The sequence below is a fragment of the Streptomyces sp. NPDC042336 genome, from assembly GCF_055581985.1.
Genome location: NZ_JBVJEA010000027.1, coordinates 54,191 through 70,188 on the forward strand (window position 1 = coordinate 54,191; position 15,998 = coordinate 70,188).

General features: G+C 72.7%; 16 protein-coding genes. 4 read left to right on the forward strand and 12 right to left on the reverse strand.

Annotation, left to right across the window (positions count from 1 at the left end; translation table 11 throughout):
• The first annotated feature begins 36 nt into the window (after window positions 1-36).
• On the forward strand, window positions 37-594 hold the full coding sequence (locus tag ACZ6IM_RS35855; RefSeq protein ID WP_052838494.1) for a glycoside hydrolase family 25 protein: 558 nt from the start codon (window positions 37-39) through the stop codon (window positions 592-594).
• A gap of 7 nt (window positions 595-601) precedes the next feature.
• Here ACZ6IM_RS35855 and ACZ6IM_RS35860 read toward each other — a convergent pair whose 3' ends face one another.
• Genes ACZ6IM_RS35860 through ACZ6IM_RS35870 form a run of 3 tightly spaced genes read right to left on the reverse strand, consistent with a single transcriptional unit; the run spans window position 602 to window position 2,591 of the window.
• Window positions 602-1,438: an NADPH-dependent F420 reductase gene (locus ACZ6IM_RS35860; RefSeq protein ID WP_469562646.1), complete on the reverse strand. Its 837-nt coding sequence runs from the start codon at window positions 1,436-1,438 to the stop codon at window positions 602-604.
• Window positions 1,417-1,629: an EF-hand domain-containing protein gene (locus ACZ6IM_RS35865; protein WP_003973534.1), complete on the reverse strand. Its 213-nt coding sequence runs from the start codon at window positions 1,627-1,629 to the stop codon at window positions 1,417-1,419. Before ACZ6IM_RS35865 ends, ACZ6IM_RS35860 begins: the two co-directional genes overlap by 22 nt.
• A gap of 47 nt (window positions 1,630-1,676) precedes the next feature.
• Entirely contained in the window at window positions 1,677-2,591 is a 915-nt protein-coding gene (locus ACZ6IM_RS35870) for a helix-turn-helix domain-containing protein (RefSeq protein WP_052838496.1), read from the reverse strand.
• Window positions 2,592-2,639: 48 nt separating this feature from the next.
• On the opposite strand from ACZ6IM_RS35870, the gene ACZ6IM_RS35875 reads away from it, so the two are divergent.
• The gene (locus ACZ6IM_RS35875; protein WP_052838497.1) at window positions 2,640-3,275 is read left to right on the forward strand and encodes a GNAT family N-acetyltransferase; all 636 of its coding nucleotides are present in this window, start codon (window positions 2,640-2,642) and stop codon (window positions 3,273-3,275) included.
• A gap of 28 nt (window positions 3,276-3,303) precedes the next feature.
• On the opposite strand, the gene ACZ6IM_RS35880 is transcribed toward ACZ6IM_RS35875, so the two are convergent.
• From ACZ6IM_RS35880 to ACZ6IM_RS35900, 5 genes are all read right to left on the reverse strand, one after another.
• Window positions 3,304-3,918, reverse strand: a complete 615-nt coding sequence (locus tag ACZ6IM_RS35880) for an ADP-ribosyltransferase (RefSeq protein ID WP_052838498.1) — start codon at window positions 3,916-3,918, stop codon at window positions 3,304-3,306.
• Between the two features lie 97 nt (window positions 3,919-4,015).
• On the reverse strand, window positions 4,016-4,519 hold the full coding sequence (locus ACZ6IM_RS35885; protein ID WP_052838499.1) for an ATP-binding protein: 504 nt from the start codon (window positions 4,517-4,519) through the stop codon (window positions 4,016-4,018).
• Window positions 4,520-4,824: 305 nt separating this feature from the next.
• Complete coding sequence (locus ACZ6IM_RS35890) at window positions 4,825-5,592, reverse strand: enoyl-CoA hydratase/isomerase family protein (RefSeq protein WP_052838500.1); 768 nt, start codon at window positions 5,590-5,592, stop codon at window positions 4,825-4,827.
• Between the two features lie 45 nt (window positions 5,593-5,637).
• On the reverse strand, window positions 5,638-6,840 hold the full coding sequence (locus tag ACZ6IM_RS35895; protein WP_052838501.1) for a L,D-transpeptidase: 1,203 nt from the start codon (window positions 6,838-6,840) through the stop codon (window positions 5,638-5,640).
• 153 nt (window positions 6,841-6,993) lie between these two features.
• Window positions 6,994-8,232: a L,D-transpeptidase gene (locus tag ACZ6IM_RS35900; protein ID WP_052838502.1), complete on the reverse strand. Its 1,239-nt coding sequence runs from the start codon at window positions 8,230-8,232 to the stop codon at window positions 6,994-6,996.
• A gap of 155 nt (window positions 8,233-8,387) precedes the next feature.
• Here ACZ6IM_RS35900 and glgX point away from each other — a divergent pair, with 155 nt between their 5' ends.
• Both glgX and ACZ6IM_RS35910 read left to right on the forward strand, forming a co-directional pair.
• Window positions 8,388-10,649, forward strand: coding sequence for a glycogen debranching protein GlgX (gene glgX, locus ACZ6IM_RS35905; protein WP_052838503.1), 2,262 nt, complete (start codon window positions 8,388-8,390; stop codon window positions 10,647-10,649).
• Between the two features lie 171 nt (window positions 10,650-10,820).
• Entirely contained in the window at window positions 10,821-12,239 is a 1,419-nt protein-coding gene (locus tag ACZ6IM_RS35910; protein ID WP_469562623.1) for a sulfatase family protein, read from the forward strand.
• A 14-nt stretch (window positions 12,240-12,253) separates the two neighbouring features.
• Here ACZ6IM_RS35910 and ACZ6IM_RS35915 read toward each other — a convergent pair whose 3' ends face one another.
• The 4 genes from ACZ6IM_RS35915 to ACZ6IM_RS35930 are packed head-to-tail and all read right to left on the reverse strand — an operon-like array spanning window position 12,254 to window position 15,842.
• A complete protein-coding gene (locus ACZ6IM_RS35915; RefSeq protein ID WP_469562626.1) occupies window positions 12,254-12,898 on the reverse strand; it encodes a response regulator in 645 nt (214 codons plus the stop codon).
• On the reverse strand, window positions 12,888-14,141 hold the full coding sequence (locus ACZ6IM_RS35920; protein WP_469562628.1) for a sensor histidine kinase: 1,254 nt from the start codon (window positions 14,139-14,141) through the stop codon (window positions 12,888-12,890). Before ACZ6IM_RS35920 ends, ACZ6IM_RS35915 begins: the two co-directional genes overlap by 11 nt.
• Window positions 14,142-14,193: 52 nt before the next feature.
• On the reverse strand, window positions 14,194-14,943 hold the full coding sequence (locus tag ACZ6IM_RS35925; RefSeq protein WP_052838507.1) for an ABC transporter permease: 750 nt from the start codon (window positions 14,941-14,943) through the stop codon (window positions 14,194-14,196).
• The gene (locus ACZ6IM_RS35930) at window positions 14,940-15,842 is read right to left on the reverse strand and encodes an ABC transporter ATP-binding protein (protein WP_052838508.1); all 903 of its coding nucleotides are present in this window, start codon (window positions 15,840-15,842) and stop codon (window positions 14,940-14,942) included. The genes ACZ6IM_RS35925 and ACZ6IM_RS35930 overlap by 4 nt, the downstream gene beginning before the upstream one ends.
• Between the last annotated feature and the right edge of the window lie 156 nt (window positions 15,843-15,998).

The window sequence follows — 15,998 nt, forward strand, 5'->3', positions numbered from 1 at the left end:
AACTCCCGTCCCCCCACAGCCCCTCAGGGAGGCCCCATGCTGCGCGGCATCGACGTCAGCGCGTACCAGTCCTCCAGCTACGACACGGACGGGCTCTCCTTCGTCTTCGTGAAGGCGACGGAGGGCCGTTCGTACGTCAACCCCAAGCTCGCGGCCCAGACGAAGCGGGCCCGCGACGCCGGACTCGTCGTCGGCTTCTACCACTTCCTGTGGCCGGGCAACCTCACCGCCCAGGCCGAGTACTTCGTCTCCAAGGCCCCGGACCGCAAGGGCGACATCCTCGCCGTCGACTGGGAGACGAACGGCGAGGGCACCCATCCGAGCAACGCGGAGAAGGACAGCTTCATCAGGAAGCTGAAGGCCCTGCGGCCGGACAACCGGATCGTCCTCTACTGCAACCGGCACTTCTGGTTGAACGTCGACACCACCTCGTACGCGGGCGACGGTCTGTGGATCGCCGACTACGTCTCGGCGGGCAAGCCGCGCATCCAGGCGAAGTGGCGATTCCACCAGTACACGGACGACCCGGTCGACACCAACGTGGCGGACTTCGCGAGCAGGGCGGCGCTCAAGGAGTGGGCCCAGAGCGCCTGAGGCGGCGTCAGCCCCGGAAGGCCGCGGGCCGCTCCGGGGAGGCCTCCGCCAGCGCCTTGGTGACGCCGTCGACGCCCTCACGCAGGCCGTACACCGGGGTGTCCGGCTGCTGGCGCCAGGAGTCGCCGATGCCGCCCGCGTCGACGGTGTCGAAGCCCAGCTCGTCGATCAGGGCGCGGACCTTCGCCTTGGCCGCCTCGTCGTCGCCGGCCACCGGGAGGGCCATGCGGTCGGGCGCGCCGGCCGGGCGGGGGCGGTCGAGGATGTCCTGGGCATAGGTGCCGTTGAAGGCCTTGACCACCGGGTGGCCGAGATGGCGTTCGGTCCAGCGGCTCTCGGTGAGGCCCTCGTCCTCGATGCCGGCGATCCTGCCGTCCCGCTGCTGCGGGTAGTAGTTGCCGGTGTCGATGACCGCGACGCCGTCGGCGGCCCCGTCCAGGACGCCGGACGGCAGGTCCGGGATCCGCTTCAGGGGGATCGTGACGACCACGATCTCGGCGCCGCGCGCCGCCTCCTCCACCGGTACCGGGGTGGCGCCGGTCTCCTGGGCCAGCGCGGTGAGCGTCTGCGGCCCGCGCGAATTGGCGACGGAGACGTCGTGCCCGAGCGCGGTGAGCCGCCGGGTGAGGTTGCCGCCGATGTTGCCCGCGCCGATGATGCCGATCTTCATGATGCCGACTCGCCTGGCCTTTCGGAGGTCGTGTCCTGCGGAGCCTGTCGGCTCGCGCCCATGACCTGCACCAACCTCCGGCCGAGGTGGGCTATTCCGCGCGAAGGCGCCCGTCCGGGTGACCGGCGGGCGCCTTTTTCGTCGCGGTGCCGCTACTTGTTCAGGTGGGCCCAGAACTCGTCGAACGACAGCTGCTTGTCGCCGTCCAGGTCGCGGCCGGCGATGATCGCCTCGGCCACCGACTCGGTGACGTTCCAGTCGCCGCCCTGGGCGAGCGCGGTCTTGAACTCGGCCGCGGTGATGAGGCCGTCACCGTCCGTGTCGATCCGCTCGAACTGCTTGCGTGCTTCCTCGATGTCGGCCACCGGTCCGCCCCTCGTTTCGTGCCTGGGTCCATCTGACGCAGGTCAGATTATCCGGCCGTCCGAGCGCTCAGTGCGGCGACCACCCACCTGAACTGCTCCTCGTGGGCGGAGGGCGGCTCCAGGCCGTTCACGATCGCCGACAGTTCCCGGTAGCGGGCGAGCCGGACGTTGGTCACCGCAGTGAGGCGTTCGAGTACGACGGCCGGGTCGGCGTCGCCGATCAGCGCGCGCACGATGTCGGCGGCCCGCGGCGAGTCCGGTGCGACACCCTCGCGCAGGGCGTCGCCCGCGAGCTGCACCATGCGGCTCACGAACCACAGCGAGGAGCCCGCGGGGACGTCCGGCCCCCGGTCCGCCGCGTTGAACTCGATCATCCGGCGCATCGTCCCCCGGAACTCCGGGTCCTGGATCAGCTCGGCCAGCTCCACCCAGGCGTCCACCTGCTCCGAGGTGGGGTCGTCGGGCAGGTCGGCGGCGGCGAAGCGCAGGCGGGTGCGGATGTCGGGGTCCGCGGTGTCGATGCCCGCGAAGACCTCCGCCATGAAGTCCTCGATGATCCGCCGCCGTTCGGCGGTGGACAGCCGTGCCAGCTTGTTCATGAGTGTCGTCTCCTCAGCGGTCGAGCCGCGTCGCGCCACGGTGGACAGCACCGCGCGGGTCACCCTCAGCGATCTGATCTGCGCGTCCAGCGCGCTCACGTGCGCCGCCGCGACCTGCGCGACCGTGGCCTCGCCGGCCAGGACGCGGCGTACGGCGTCCAGGCCGAGGCCCAGCTCGCGCAGGGTGCGGATCAGCTCCAGGCGGGCGACGGACTGGGCGTCGTAGAGCCGGTAGCCGCCCGCGGAGCGGGTGACCGGGGGCAGGGCGCCCTCGTCGGACCAGTAGCGGATGGTGCGCACCGTCAGTCCGGTGGTCCGCGCCAGCGCGCCGATGGTCATGAGGCCGGTGCCGTCGTCGGTCATGTCTGGGAGTCTGTGCCTTCCAGTGGGTGGAGACTCAAGGAGCGCGCGGTGGCGGAGAGCCTGCGGGACATTCTGGACGCGGCGGCGCGGGGCGTGTTCCCCCCGGCGGACGGCGGGACGAGCGTCGTGCCGCAGCACGGCGGCCGGGACGCGGGCGTCGTCGCCTTCACGGCGCACTCGGTGGTCTTCACCGACGAGGACGAGGGGTGGGTGCGCGGGACGCTGGCGTCGCTGGGCTGCGACCCGCTGGCCGCGACGATGAACGCCCGGTTCCTGGCCGCCTTCGCGGAGCGCACGGGACGGACGACGGACACGGTCGACGTGCTGCTGACCGGTGCCCCGCTCCCGGGGCGCCCGGAGGTCGCGCTGACGGAGGTCGCCGATCCCGGGCATCCGCGCGTGGTCGCGGCCCGGCGGCGGCGCGACGGGGTGCGGGTGTGGGCGGCCGACGGCGGGGTGCTGGTGCTGGGCCGCGGGGTCGGCGGGCGGCTGGAGGTCGCCGTGGAGGTGGCGGAGGGGGCCCGGCACCGGGGGCTGGGGCGGCGGCTGGTGACGGCGGCACGGCGGCTGGCCGGTGAGCCGGTGTGGGCGCAGGTGTCGGCGGGGAACGCCCGCAGTCTGCGGGCGTTCCAGGCGGCGGGTTACCGGCCGGTGGGCTCGGAGGCGCTGTTCCTGCGGCCCTGAGCCGCGGCCGTCCCCGGGGCGGGGCCGGTCAGTGCCAGGGCTGGTAGTGCGGGTTGCTCTCGCACTCGCTCATGATCTCGGTCTTGGTCTGCCGGTCGACCGGGCAGACGCCGATGATGTACTTGCGCTGGATGCCGCCGGGGAAGGCGACCTCGACCTGGTCGGCCCACTTGTGGGTGTCGCCGATGGTCTTGTTGACGTCGATGCCGCCGGGGGCGTCGATGTAGTAGTTGTAGCCGGACTTGTACCAGGTCTTGTACAGGTCGTGGTCGTAGCTGGTCGAGACGAACGGCGAGGGCTGGTTGACCAGGACGTACTTCTCGACGTCGTACTGCCCGTTCTCGACGTCCTTGGCGTGGAAGCCCTCTTCGAAGACGACCTGGGGGCCGCGGCTGTCGCTGCGGTAGAGGGTGCCGCAGGTGGTGCGCCAGACCGGCTCGGGGGTGATGCGGTCGACGTCGACGCCGCGGTCGGCGGCGGCCTTGGTCTTGTCGTCGAACTGGGGGCAGGCCGGGGCGGCCTTGGCGGGGGCGGCCGACGGGGCCGGGGCGGCTCCGGGGGCGGTGGCGGCGGTGGTGGCGAGGACCGCGGAGAGCGACAGGACGGCGGCGGCGGTCCGTCGGCGCAGGCGAGTGGTGATCATGCGGATACGATCCCGGTCACGGAGCCGCGTGTTCCGGATTCTCACCCTTAGGTGGCGTGTCCGGCGAACCTGCTTGCCTTCAGCGGCAGATGGCCTCTCAGCGGTCCACTACCCGCATCTCGAACCAGGTGGTCTTCCCGCGCGGCAGCAGGTCCACGCCCCACCGGTCGGAGAGCTTGTCGACGAGGAAGAGGCCGCGCCCGCTGATGTCCGTCTCCTGCACCGGCATCAGACAGGGCAGCCCCCGGGAGGGGTCGCGGACCTCGACGCGGATCCAGCCGGGGCGGCGGCGCATGTGGAGGCCGAAGATCCGGGCGCCGGTGTGGCGTACGGCGTTGCCGACCAGCTCGGAGACGAGCAGGACGGCGTCCTCCGTGATCTTGGGGCCGAGCTGCCACTGGCGCAGGGCGACGACCTGGGCCAGCCGGCGGGCGGTGGCGGCGGACTCGGGCAGGGAGGGTAACGGAACCTCGCGCTCCGTCGGGTTGCCGAACAGCTCCAGCGCCTTGAGCGCGCGTTCGTCCTCGACCGCCGGCGACCAGCGCGCCGCGGTCGCACGTCCGGCTCCCCGCGGCAGTTCCGTACCATCCAGCCCCGCCATGCCCCCATCATGGCCGCCCTCGGCGGGCTCCGGGGCCGTTCCCGGGGAATACGCCCCCGCGGGAGCCGGGCCGGGCGACGGTCGATCGGCATATGCCGCAGGCAGTTCGGGGCCGGAAACGGCCTCACTGACCTGCGTGAACGGCTCGGCCGGAGACAAGCGACGGACTCCCTCGACAAGGCGCGCTTAATGGTGCGTTAAGGCTGCCATAAACCGCCCCATCGAGGGACCCGGATCAGACACCGCGTCAATTGCGAGGAGTACGGGGCCACTTCGGGCGGGACCCGCGCCCCGCGCGGCAGCTGTCAGAGGAACTTGGCCTTGCCCGGGCCCTCTTCCACGAAGCTGCGCATCCCGCGCTCGCGGTCCTCCGTGGCGAACAGGCCCGCGAACCAGTTGCGCTCGACGGCGAGGCCGGTCTCGATGTCCGTCTCGAGACCCGTGTCGATCGCCTCCTTCGCCGCGCGCAGTGCGATGGCGGGGCCCTTCGCCAGCCGCGCGGCCCAGGCGTGCGCCTGCTCGTAGACCTCGGCGGCCGGGACCACCCGGTCCACCAGGCCGAGCGCCAGCGCCTCGTCGGCCTTCACCTGGCGGCCGGTGAAGATGAGGTCCTTGGCCTTGGAGGGGCCGATCAGCCGGGACAGCCGCTGGGTGCCGCCCGCGCCCGGGATCAGGCCGAGCAGGATCTCCGGCTGGCCCAGCTTGGCGTTCTCCCCCGCGATGCGGAAGTCGGCGCAGAGGGCGAGTTCGCAGCCGCCGCCGAGCGCGTAGCCGGTCACCGCCGCGACCACCGGCTTGGGGATGCGGGCCACCGCGGTGAAGGAGTCCTGGAGGGCACGGGACCGCGCGATCATCGCCGCGTGGTCCATCACCTGCATCTCCTTGATGTCCGCGCCCGCCGCGAACACCTTCTCGCCGCCGTGGATCACCACGGCGCGTACGTCGTCGCGCCGGGTGACCTCCTCGGCCAGCTCCTTCAACCGGTCCTGGGTGGCGACGTCCAGCGCGTTCATCGGCGGGCGGTCCAGGCGCAGCGTGCCGACGCCTTCGGCGACTTCGAGATGTACGGTCATGCCCCGCAGGTTAGCGGGCGTTCACGTGCCGTGGCAGGCGCCCCCTTACGCCTTCCACTTCTCCCAGGACATGTTCCAGCCGTTGAGGCCGTTGTCGGGGGCGATGGTGGCGTCCTCGGAGTTCTTGACCACGACCACGTCACCGACGATCGAGTTCTCGAAGAACCAGCGGGCCGGCGCCTTCTCGTCCCAGCCGCCGCGCACGTCGCGCAGGCCGATGCAGCCGTGGCTGGCGTTGCTGTTGCCGAAGACGTCGCCGCCCCAGTAGTTGCCGTGGATGAAGGTGCCGGAGGTGGACAGGCGCATGGCGTGCGGGACGTCCTTGATGTCGTACTCGCCGCCGTAGCCGACGGTCTCGCCGTTCATCCGGGTCACCGCGAGCCGCTCGGTGATGACCATCTGACCGTTCCAGGTCTCGTAGCCGGGCGCGCCGGTGGTGACGGGGATGGTCTTGATCGTCTTGCCGTCCCGCATCACCTTCATCGTGTGCTTCTTGGCGTCCACGACGGAGACCTGGCTGCGGCCCACGGTGAAGGAGACGGTCTTGGCCTGCTTGCCGTAGACGTCCTCGCGGCCCTCGACGCCGTCGAGGTTGAGGTCGACGGTGACCTTGGTGCCGGCCTTCCAGTACTTCTCGGGCCGGAAGTCGAGGCGGTCGTTGCCGAACCAGTGGCCCTCGACCTCGACGGCCGGCTCGGTCTTGACGGTGATGGCCTTCTCGACGTCCTCCGGGTTGGTGATGCCCCGGGTGAAGCGGATCGAGAACGGCATGCCGACGCCGACCTTCGAGCCGTCCTCCGGTGTGAAGGAGCCGACGAAGGTGTTCTTCGGCGTCAGGGTGGTGAAGCGGGAGTCCTCGGCGGCGGTGCGGCCCTCGGAGTCCTTGGCGACCGCGTGCACGCTGTAGGTGGTGGCGGCGGCCAGATGGGTGGACGGCGTCCAGGTGGCGCCGTCCCCGGATATCTTCCCGTCCACCTTCGCGCCCTTGCCGTCCTTGACGACGACCTCGGTGAGCTTGCCCTTCGCGGCGCCGACCTTCAGGGCGCCGCTGGTGTCGACGGACTTGGCCCCGTTCGCGGGAGCGATGGTGACGACGGCCTCGGACTGCTCGCTCTGTGCCGCGGTGGAGTCCTTGCCCTTCTCCCCCTTGCCGTCCCCGGCCCCCGAGCCCGAGCCGCCCCCACCGCACGCGGTGACGGTCAGCATCAGCAGCCCGAGTACCGCCCCCGCTATCGGACGCACGTTCACCTTGTCTCCCCTCGCCGGGCCCGGTCCGGCCCGCACCCCAGTGCGCCCGCGCGCACCGGCGCATCGTAACCGCAGGCCAGGGGTTGCGGGACAGGTGAATTGTCACCGTTCCGTACCGAGTTGGCGGGAGGGTGCCGCGAGGCGCGGCCGGCGTCACTTCACCGCGCTGCCCGCCTTCCATTCCCTCCACTTCATGTTCCAGCCACCCAGCCCGTTGTCGGGGGCCACCGTCCTGTCCTTGCTGTGGACCACCTCGACGACGTCGCCGATGAGGCTGCGGTCGAAGAACCAGCCCGCCGGGGTGTCGGAGCCGCCGCCCTTGTCGTCGCGCAGTCCGACGCAGCCGTGGCTGACGTTGGCCCGGCCGAAGGTGTCGGCGGGCGCCCAGTAGTTGCCGTGCAGGAAGGTGCCGGAGCTGGTCAGGCGGATGGCGTGCGGGACGTCGGGGATGTCGTACTCGCCGCCGAAGCCGACCGTGCGGCTGTTCATGCGGGTGACCTCCAGCATCTCGGTGATCACCATCCGGCCGTTGTAGGTCGGCGTGGTCGGTGCCCCCGCGGTGATCGGCACGGTGGCCATCAGGGTGCCGTCCCGGCGCACCTGCATGGTCCGCTCGACCGCGTCGACGCGGGAGACCTGGCTGCGGCCGACGGTGAAGGAGACCTTCTTGTGCTGGAGCCCGTAGACCCCCTTGGCGCCCTCGACGTCCCGCAGGTCCAGGTCGACGGTGACCTCGGTGCCGGGCTTCCAGTACTCCTTGGGGCGGAAGTCGAGGCGGTCCTTGCCGAACCAGTGGGGGCGGATCTCGGTGGCGGGCTTCGCGGTGACCGTGACGGCGCGTTCGACGGCGGCGCGGTCGGTGAGCTCCCGGTTGAACTCCAGCGAGACGATCATTCCGGTGCCGACGACCGAGCGGTTCTCGGGGGCGACGTAGGCGATGAAGCGTTCCCCGGGGACCTTGGTGGTGAACGTGGTGTGCCGGGCCGAGCGGTGGCCGTCGCCGTCCAGCGCGACGGCGTCGACCGTGTACTTGGCGGCCAGGGCGAGCCGGTCGTCGTCGGGCCGCCAGCTGAGGCCGTCCTCGGAGATCCGGCCGGGCACCGGGGTCTCCTGGGCGTCCTGAGACCTGACCACCCTCACCGACTCCAGGCGCCCGTCGGGCACCCGCACCGATAGCTTCCCGTCCGGCCGGACGGCCTTGCTCCCGTCGTCCGGGGTGATGCGGATGACGTCCTCGGGGGTGGGTGGTTTGCCGAACATCTCGCCGATGCCCGAGCCGATGCCGCCGCCGTCCGAGGTGCACCCGGCGGCCCCGGCCAGCAGTCCTGCCCATGTCAGTAGGGCGGCCAGAGCGGCGCCCGCGCGCCGTGCGCGCCCGTGTTCGTGCCTCACATCCACCCGTAACGACCGGTCGGCCCGGGGGAAACGTGAGTGCGAGCCACCCGGTGGGCAGAACTGTGGGGAGGACGACGCGACGGGGAGCAGCGGCCGGGACGCCGTACGCCCTCCTGCCGGACGTCGTTCCACGAGCCGTGGGAGGCTGACAGGTGTCCAGCGCAGCCGAGCGGGAGGCGGTGCCCGGGGAGCGGGCCACCGCGGACGGTCGCCCCGCCGTCGTGGTCAATGGCGCGCGGCGGGCCGCGCCGCCGCCCGCCGTGCCGGCCCGGCCGGGCACCCCGGTGCCGCTCGGCGCCCGGTTCCGGACCGGCCCCGACCAGGTGGCGGGGACCAACTTCGCCCTGTGGGCGGGCGGGGCGGAGGCGGTCGAGCTGTGCCTGTTCGACGGGCCGGGCCCCGGTGCCAGGGAGAGCCGGGTGCGGCTGACCGAGCTGACGCACGGGATCTGGCACGGCTTCGTGCCGGGCGTCCGGCCCGGGCAGCGCTACGGTTACCGGGTGCACGGCCGCTGGGACCCGTGGACCGGCGCCCGCTGGAACCCGGCGAAGTTGCTCCTGGACCCGTACGCCCGCGCCGTGGACGGCGACTTCGGCCTGCCGCCCGAGGTGTACGGCCATGTGCGGGACTGGCCCGAGCAGCGGGTGGCGGACACCGTGCGCGACGACCGTGACTCGGCGCCGTACGTCCCCAAGGGCGTCGTGGTCCATGACGACGACGACTGGTCGGACGACCGCCGGCCCAAGACGCCGTGGGCGGACTCGGTCATCTACGAGCTGCACGTGCGCGGCTTCACCAAGCTCCACCCCGGCATCCCGCCCGAGCTGCGCGGCACCTACGCGGGCCTCGCGCACCCGGCGGCGATCGAGCACCTGACACGGCTGGGCGTGACGGCGGTGGAGCTGCTGCCGGTGCACCAGTTCGCGCACGAGAGCCATCTGCTGGAGCGCGGCCTGAAGAACTACTGGGGCTACAACTCGGTCGGCTACTTCGCCCCGCACGCCGCCTACGCCGCCTCCGGCACCACCGGTGGGCAGGTCGGCGAGTTCAAGCGGATGGTCCGCGCGCTGCACGCGGCCGGCATCGAGGTGATCCTCGACGTGGTCTACAACCACACGGCGGAGGCGGGTGAGCTGGGCCCGACGCTCTCCCTGAAGGGCATCGACAACCGCGGCTACTACCGCCTCCAGCCCGACGCCCGCCGGTACGCCGACTACACCGGCTGCGGCAACACCCTGCACGTCGTCCAGCCGCACGTGCTGCGCCTGATCACCGACTCGCTGCGCTACTGGGTCACCGAGATGGGCGTGGACGGCTTCCGCTTCGACCTGGCGGCGGCGCTGGCCCGCTCGATGCACGACGTCGACATGCTCTCCCCGTTCCTCGCGGTGATCGCGCAGGACCCGGTGCTGCGCCGGGTGAAGCTGATCGCCGAGCCGTGGGACGTCGGCTCGGGCGGCTACCAGGTGGGCTCCTTCCCGCCGCTGTGGACCGAGTGGAACGACCGCTACCGCAACGCGGTGCGGGACTTCTGGCGGCACGCGCTGCCGGACGTGCGGGAGATGGGGTACCGCCTGTCGGGCTCCAGCGACCTGTACGCGTGGGGCGGACGGCGGCCGTACGCCTCGGTCAACTTCGTCACCGCGCACGACGGCTTCACGCTGCGGGACCTCGTGTCGTACGAGCGCAAGCACAACGAGGCCAACGGCGAGGGCAACCGGGACGGCACGGACGACAACCGGTCCTGGAACTGCGGCACGGAGGGGGAGACGGACGACGCGGGGGTGCGTGCGCTGCGGCGCCGTCAGCTGCGCAACCTGCTGACCACGCTGCTGCTGTCGACCGGGGTGCCGATGCTGGTCGCGGGCGACGAGATGGGCCGCACCCAGCGCGGGAGCAACAACGCCTACTGCCAGGACAACGAGACGAGCTGGGTGGACTGGAGCCTGCGGGACGACCCGGAGTGGGCGGCCCTGTTCGCGCTCGCCTCCCGGCTGATCGCCCTGCGCCACCGGCACCCGGTGCTGCGCCGCCGGGCCTTCTTCTCCGGCCGCGCGCACTCCGCGGACGGCCTGCGCGACCTGGCCTGGTTCACCGGGGGCGGCACGGAGATGACGGAGCGGGACTGGTACGCCCCCGCCGCCACCCTCGGCATGTACCTGTCCGGGCGGGACATCCCGGGCCGCGACGAGCACGGCGACCCGATCACCGACGACAGCTTCCTGGCCGTCCTGCACGCGGGCGAGGAGCCGGCCGCCTTCGTCCTGCCGGGCGCGCCGTGGGCGGAGCGGTACGAGGTGGTCGTCGACACCGGCCGGGAGGAGCAGGAGGAGGCGCCCGGCACCACCTACCCCGCGGGGACCGGGATCACGGTGCCGGCCCGGACGGTGCTGCTGCTGCGGGCGAGCGGCTGAGAAGCGCGTTCCGGAGGCCGTTCTGTTGCCGCGTGTTGCGGCCTGTTGCGGCCCTTTTCGGCTCCGTGAACCCGGCGGCGATCTTCTTGACCGGGCCGTCGCGTGCCTGGAAACGTCCCTGGTCGGCGCCGCTTCGGCGCACCTCCGACCTCGTCCTCCAGGGGATCACGCATGCCCGAGATGTCCCGCCGCCTCTTCGGCGGTCTGGTCGGCGGCGGTGCGGTGAGCGCCGTCGCCGGTGCCTCCGCCACCGCCGAGGCCGCCACGCCCGCCTCGGCCACCGCTCCCGCCGAGCGCCCGTTCGCGGCGCGCACCGGGGGCCGGCCCGGCAAGCGCCCCAACATCCTGTTCATCCTCGGCGACGACCTCGGCTGGGCGGACCTGTCCTCGTACGGCGCGCCGCACATCAGGACGCCGCACCTGGACGGGCTCGCCGCGCAGGGCGTGCGGTTCACCCAGGCGTACTCGGGGTCGGCGACCTGCTCCCCCACCCGGTTCAGCCTCTACACCGGACGCTACCCGGGCCGTACGAAGGGCGGGCTCGCGGAGCCGATCGGCGACCGCAGCCAGGGCCTGGACCCGAACCACCCGACCCTCGCGTCCCTGCTGAAGCGGGCCGGTTACGCCACCGCGCTGATCGGCAAGTGGCACTGCGGCTGGCTCCCCGACCACAGCCCGACCAAGTCCGGCTGGGACGAGTTCTTCGGCAACTTCGGCGGCGCGCTGGAGTACTTCTCCAAGCTGGGCCAGCTCGGCGACTACGACCTGTACGAGGGCGACGCCACGTACAAGGACCTGCGCTACTACACCACCGTCCTCACCGAGCGGGCGGTCGAGTACGTCGGCCGCGACCACGACCGGCCCTGGCTGCTCAACCTGAACTTCACCACCCCGCACTGGCCGTGGCTGGGCGAGGGCGACGAGGAGACCGGCGCCGCTATCGCCGCCGAGGTGCGCACCGGGAACGTGCTGGGCGCGCTGCTGCACAACGACGGCGGCTCGGTGGAGAAGTACCGGGAGATGGTGGAGAACCTGGACGCCTCGGTCGGCAAGGTGCTCGCCGCGCTGCGCCGGGCCGGCCAGGAGGAGAACACCGTCGTCGTCTTCGCCAGCGACAACGGCGGCGAACGCTTCTCGTACCAGTGGCCGCTCAGCGGCGGCAAGTCGCAGCTGCTGGAGGGTGGCATACGGGTGCCGACCGTGCTGCGCTGGCCGGCCCGCGTCGACGGACGGCAGGTCAGCCACGAGCCGGTCTACTCCCCCGACTGGACGGCGACCCTGCTGGAACTGGGCGGAGCGCGCCCGGACCCGGCCTACCCCCTCGACGGGCACAGCCTCGCCGACTACCTGCTGCGTGGCCGGAGGCTGCCCGAACGCGACCTGTTCTGGCGGGTGCGGGGCAACCGGGCGCTGCGGCGGGGCGACTGGAAGTACTACCGGGACGCGCAGGGCCGCGACCACCTGTACGACCTCGCGGCCGACGCCCGGGAACAGGCGGACCTCGCGGCCGACCGGCCGGAGCTGCTGGCCGAGCTGAAGGCGGCCTGGGAGCGAACCGACCGCGAGCTGCTGCCCTATCCGGCGGCCTGAGTCCCGGCCGGGCGTCAGCCGAGGATGCCCCGGTCGTACGCCGTGGCGACGGCCGCCGCGCGGTCGTTCACGCCGAGCTTGGCGTACAGGTGGGTGAGGTGGGTCTTCACGGTCGCCTCGCTGATGAACAGCTCCCGGGCGATCTCCTTGTTGGATGTGCCGCGCGCCACCAGGGCGAGCACCTCGCGCTCACGGGCGGAGAGCGGCTCGCCGCCGGGGGCCTTCGGGGCACGGACGGCGGAGACCAGCCGGGAGGCGACCGCCGGGGAGAGGACCGTGCGCCCCTGGGCCGCCGCGCGGACCGCGGAGAACAGCTCGTCGCGGGGCGCGTCCTTGAGTAGGTAGCCGGTCGCGCCGGCCTCGATCGCGGGCAGGGTGTCGGAGTCGGTGTCGTACGTGGTGAGCACCAGGACCCTCGCGCGGGCGCCGCGCCGTGTCAGCTCCCGGATGGCCTCCACGCCCGAGCCGCCGGGCATCCGCAGGTCCATGAGGATCACGTCGGGGTCGAGCACGGCGGCCCGCTCCAGCGCCTCGGTGCCGCCCGCCGCCTCGCCGAGGACGCGGAAGCCCGGCGCGGACTCGAACATGCCGCGCAGGCCGTCGCGGACCACGGGGTGGTCGTCGACGATGAGGAGGGAGATCACGGCGTCATCGGTCATGGCGGACCAACGGTACGCGAGCCGAGACGGCCGTGCCGTGCCCCGGTTCCGCCTCCACCGTGAGCGAGCCGGCGATGCGCTCGGCCCGGGCCCGCATCCCGTCGAGGCCGAAGCCGCCGCTGGGGGTGCGCTCCCGCGCGGTCAGCGGGTCGAAGCCCCGGCCGTCGTCGCGGATGTCGAGGGTGACCTCGTCGCCCATGTAGGAGAGGGTGACGCCGACCCGGTCGGCGGCGGCATGCCGGGCCGTGTTGGACAGGGCCTCCTGGGCGATGCGCAGGAGCGTGGCGGCGACCTCGTCGTGGAGTTGCTCGGCGGTGCCGGTGACGGTGAACCGGGCCTGCACTCCGGTGCGCTCGCCCCATTCCGTCACCGTCTTCTTCAGCGCGTCGGGCAGTCCGTCGTCGGCCAGCGCGACCGGCGAGAGGTTGTGCACGGAGCGGCGGGCCTCGCCGAGGCTGTGCCGGGCCAGGGCGAGGGCCCGGTCCAGGTGCTCGCGGCCGAGCGCCCGGTCCGGGGTGGCCGCCACGACCTGGAGCTGGGCGATGATGCCGGTCAGGCCCTGGGCGAGGGTGTCGTGGATCTCGGCGGCCAGCCGCCTGCGCTCGTCGGCGACCCCGGCCTCCCGGGCCTGGACGAGGAGCTGGGCGTGGAGGGCGGCGTTCTCGTCGAGGGCCTGCTGCAAGGCGGTGTTGGTGCGCTCCAGTTCGGCGATGGTCTCGACCCGGGCGCGGCTGCGGGCCTCCTCCAGGGCGGCGAAGTGCGCGAAGAGGGCCACCAGCATGCTGTTGACGGTGAGGATCGCGCCGAACAGCACCCAGCCCATGACCCCGCGCGGCGGCAGTCCGCCCGACTGGGAGCCCGCGAGGGTGACGGCGGTGGCGAACAGTCCGGCCCGGCACAGCCGGCGGGGCAGCAGGTGCTGGGCGCCGAAGTAGCCGACGACCGCGTAGAAGGCGAACAGCGGGTTCAGCCAGGTGAGGGCGAAGCCGAGGGCCCAGCGGACGGCGTAGTAGCCGGTGCCGGCCCGGGACGGCCCGGGACGGGTGCGCGCCGCCCGGTTCCACCACAGCTGGAGGACGACGGCCGCGCCGATCAGCACGCCGCTCGCCAGGCGCTCGCCGCCGGTCATGCCGATGGCGTCGGCGGCCGACCAGGCGACCAGGGTTCCGACGGCCAGCAGCGCGTACGGGCCCCAGCGGTGGAACGCCGCCCACCGCTCGTCGACCGCGGTCGTCTCCGTCATCGTGCCTCAGTCATGGCGTCATTGTCGGACACGCCGCCGCCTTCCCCCACGCTCACTCCCAGCGGAACCAGCGCGAGGCCGCCGCCGTGAGCAGCACCGTCCAGGCCACCAGCACCGCCAGGTGGGACCAGCCCGGCCAGTCGCCCGCGGCGGCCTCGTTGAGGGCCTGCGCGGCGGCACCGAACGGGGTCCAGCCCACGATCCGGGCCAGCAGGTCCGGCATGGCCTGCACCGGCAGCCACACGCCCGCGCAGAACATCGCCGGGAACAGCGCGGCCGACCCGATCGCCCCGGCGATCTTCGTGGTGCGGGAGAGCGCCGAGAGCACGGCGCCCAGGGAGAGCGCGGCCGCCACTGCCAGCAGCAGCGCCAGGAGGTAGCCGAGGGGCCGGCCGGGCAGTCCCACGTCGAAGACGAGCCGCCCGACGGCGAGCGCGAGCAGCGCGGAGACCAGGGCGGCACCGCCGCACACCACCATCTGGGCCGACAGCAGGGCCGCGGGGCGTACCGGTGTGGCGGACATCCGGCGCAGGATGCCGCGCTCCCGGTAGCCGGTGAGGACCTGGGGCATGCCCTGGAGACCGCCGAAGGTCAGCCCGAGCAGTACGGCCACCGGCACGTAGGCGTCGACCGGGCGCAGCCCGCCGAAGGAGGGGTCGGCCTCGCGGAAGGACGGGATGGAACCGAGGATCACCAGCAGCAGAGTCGGGAACACCAGCATCCAGAACAGGGCGCCGGGTTCGCGGCGGAACAGCCGCAGCTCGGTCCTCAGTACGGCGGTGTCGAAGACGTCCGTGGTCATGCGGTGGCCTCCGTCAGGTCCAGGAAGGCGTCGTCCAGCGTGGTGTCGGTGACCCGGAGCTGGTGGGCGGTGACGCGGGTGCGGGCGAGCAGGGTGATGACCGCGTTGACCGTCTCGTCCGTGCCGGACAGGGTGACGCGGCCGTCCTTGGTCTCGACGGAGGCGAGTGCGGGCAGCGCGCGCAGGTCCGCCTCGTCCAGCGGTGCGGACGGGGTGAAGCTGATGACGGTGGCGCCCGCCGAGCGCCGGATCAGTCCGGCGGGGGTGTCCAGCGCGGCGACGCGGCCCCGGTCGATCACCGCGATCCGGTCGCACAGCCGCTGGGCCTCCTCCATGAAGTGGGTGACCAGCAGCACCGTGACCCCGCCCGCGCGGATGTCCTCGATCAGCTGCCAGGTCTCCCGGCGGGCGCGCGGGTCGAGGCCGGTGGTCAGCTCGTCCAGGACGACGACGCGGGGGTCGCCGACCAGCGCGAGCGCGATGAACAGGCGCTGCTTCTGGCCTCCGGAGAGCTTGCCGAACCGTGTGTCCAGCATCGGGGCGAGGTCCAGCCGCTCGGCCAGCGGGCGCCAGTCGGCCGGCTTCGGGTAGAAGGCGGCGTACAGCTCCAGGGCCTCGCGGACGGTGAGCTTGGGCTGGAGTTCGCTCTGCTGGAGCTGGGCGCCGAGGATCTCGGCCACCCGCCGGCGGTCGGCGACGGGGTCGAGGCCAGTGACCCGGACCCGGCCGGCGTCGGGGACGCGCAGTCCCTCGACGCACTCGACGGTGGTGGTCTTGCCGGCGCCGTTGGGGCCGAGGACGCCGAAGATCTCGCCTTCCTCGACGGCGAAGGACACACCGTCGACGACGGGGCGGCCGCCGTAGGACTTGCGCAGGTCGGTGACTTCGATGACGGGCATGGCACCAGCGTCCCGGCGGGCGGGGGTCCGGCACATCGGCCGATGCGCTCGAAGGCGCATCAGCCGATCGGCCGATGCCCCCGTACGACCCGGGCGATGCCCCCGTACGACCCCGGTGGGGCCCGAAAACTCGGTGGGCAGTGTCAGTGGTGAACC

Excerpts from the sequence above, each read along its gene's own strand:
- ACZ6IM_RS35855 (WP_052838494.1), top strand. The coding sequence starts at position 37 with ATGCTGCGCGGCATCGACGTCAGCGCGTACCAGTCCTCCAGCTACGAC.
- ACZ6IM_RS35870 (WP_052838496.1), bottom strand. The coding sequence starts at position 2,591 with ATGACCGACGACGGCACCGGCCTCATGACCATCGGCGCGCTGGCGCGG.
- ACZ6IM_RS35880 (WP_052838498.1), bottom strand. The coding sequence starts at position 3,918 with ATGATCACCACTCGCCTGCGCCGACGGACCGCCGCCGCCGTCCTGTCG.
- ACZ6IM_RS35885 (WP_052838499.1), bottom strand. The coding sequence starts at position 4,519 with ATGGCGGGGCTGGATGGTACGGAACTGCCGCGGGGAGCCGGACGTGCG.
- ACZ6IM_RS35890 (WP_052838500.1), bottom strand. The coding sequence starts at position 5,592 with ATGACCGTACATCTCGAAGTCGCCGAAGGCGTCGGCACGCTGCGCCTG.
- ACZ6IM_RS35910 (WP_469562623.1), top strand. The coding sequence starts at position 10,821 with ATGCCCGAGATGTCCCGCCGCCTCTTCGGCGGTCTGGTCGGCGGCGGT.
- ACZ6IM_RS35915 (WP_469562626.1), bottom strand. The coding sequence starts at position 12,898 with ATGACCGATGACGCCGTGATCTCCCTCCTCATCGTCGACGACCACCCC.
- ACZ6IM_RS35920 (WP_469562628.1), bottom strand. The coding sequence starts at position 14,141 with ATGACGGAGACGACCGCGGTCGACGAGCGGTGGGCGGCGTTCCACCGC.
- ACZ6IM_RS35925 (WP_052838507.1), bottom strand. The coding sequence starts at position 14,943 with ATGACCACGGACGTCTTCGACACCGCCGTACTGAGGACCGAGCTGCGG.
- ACZ6IM_RS35930 (WP_052838508.1), bottom strand. The coding sequence starts at position 15,842 with ATGCCCGTCATCGAAGTCACCGACCTGCGCAAGTCCTACGGCGGCCGC.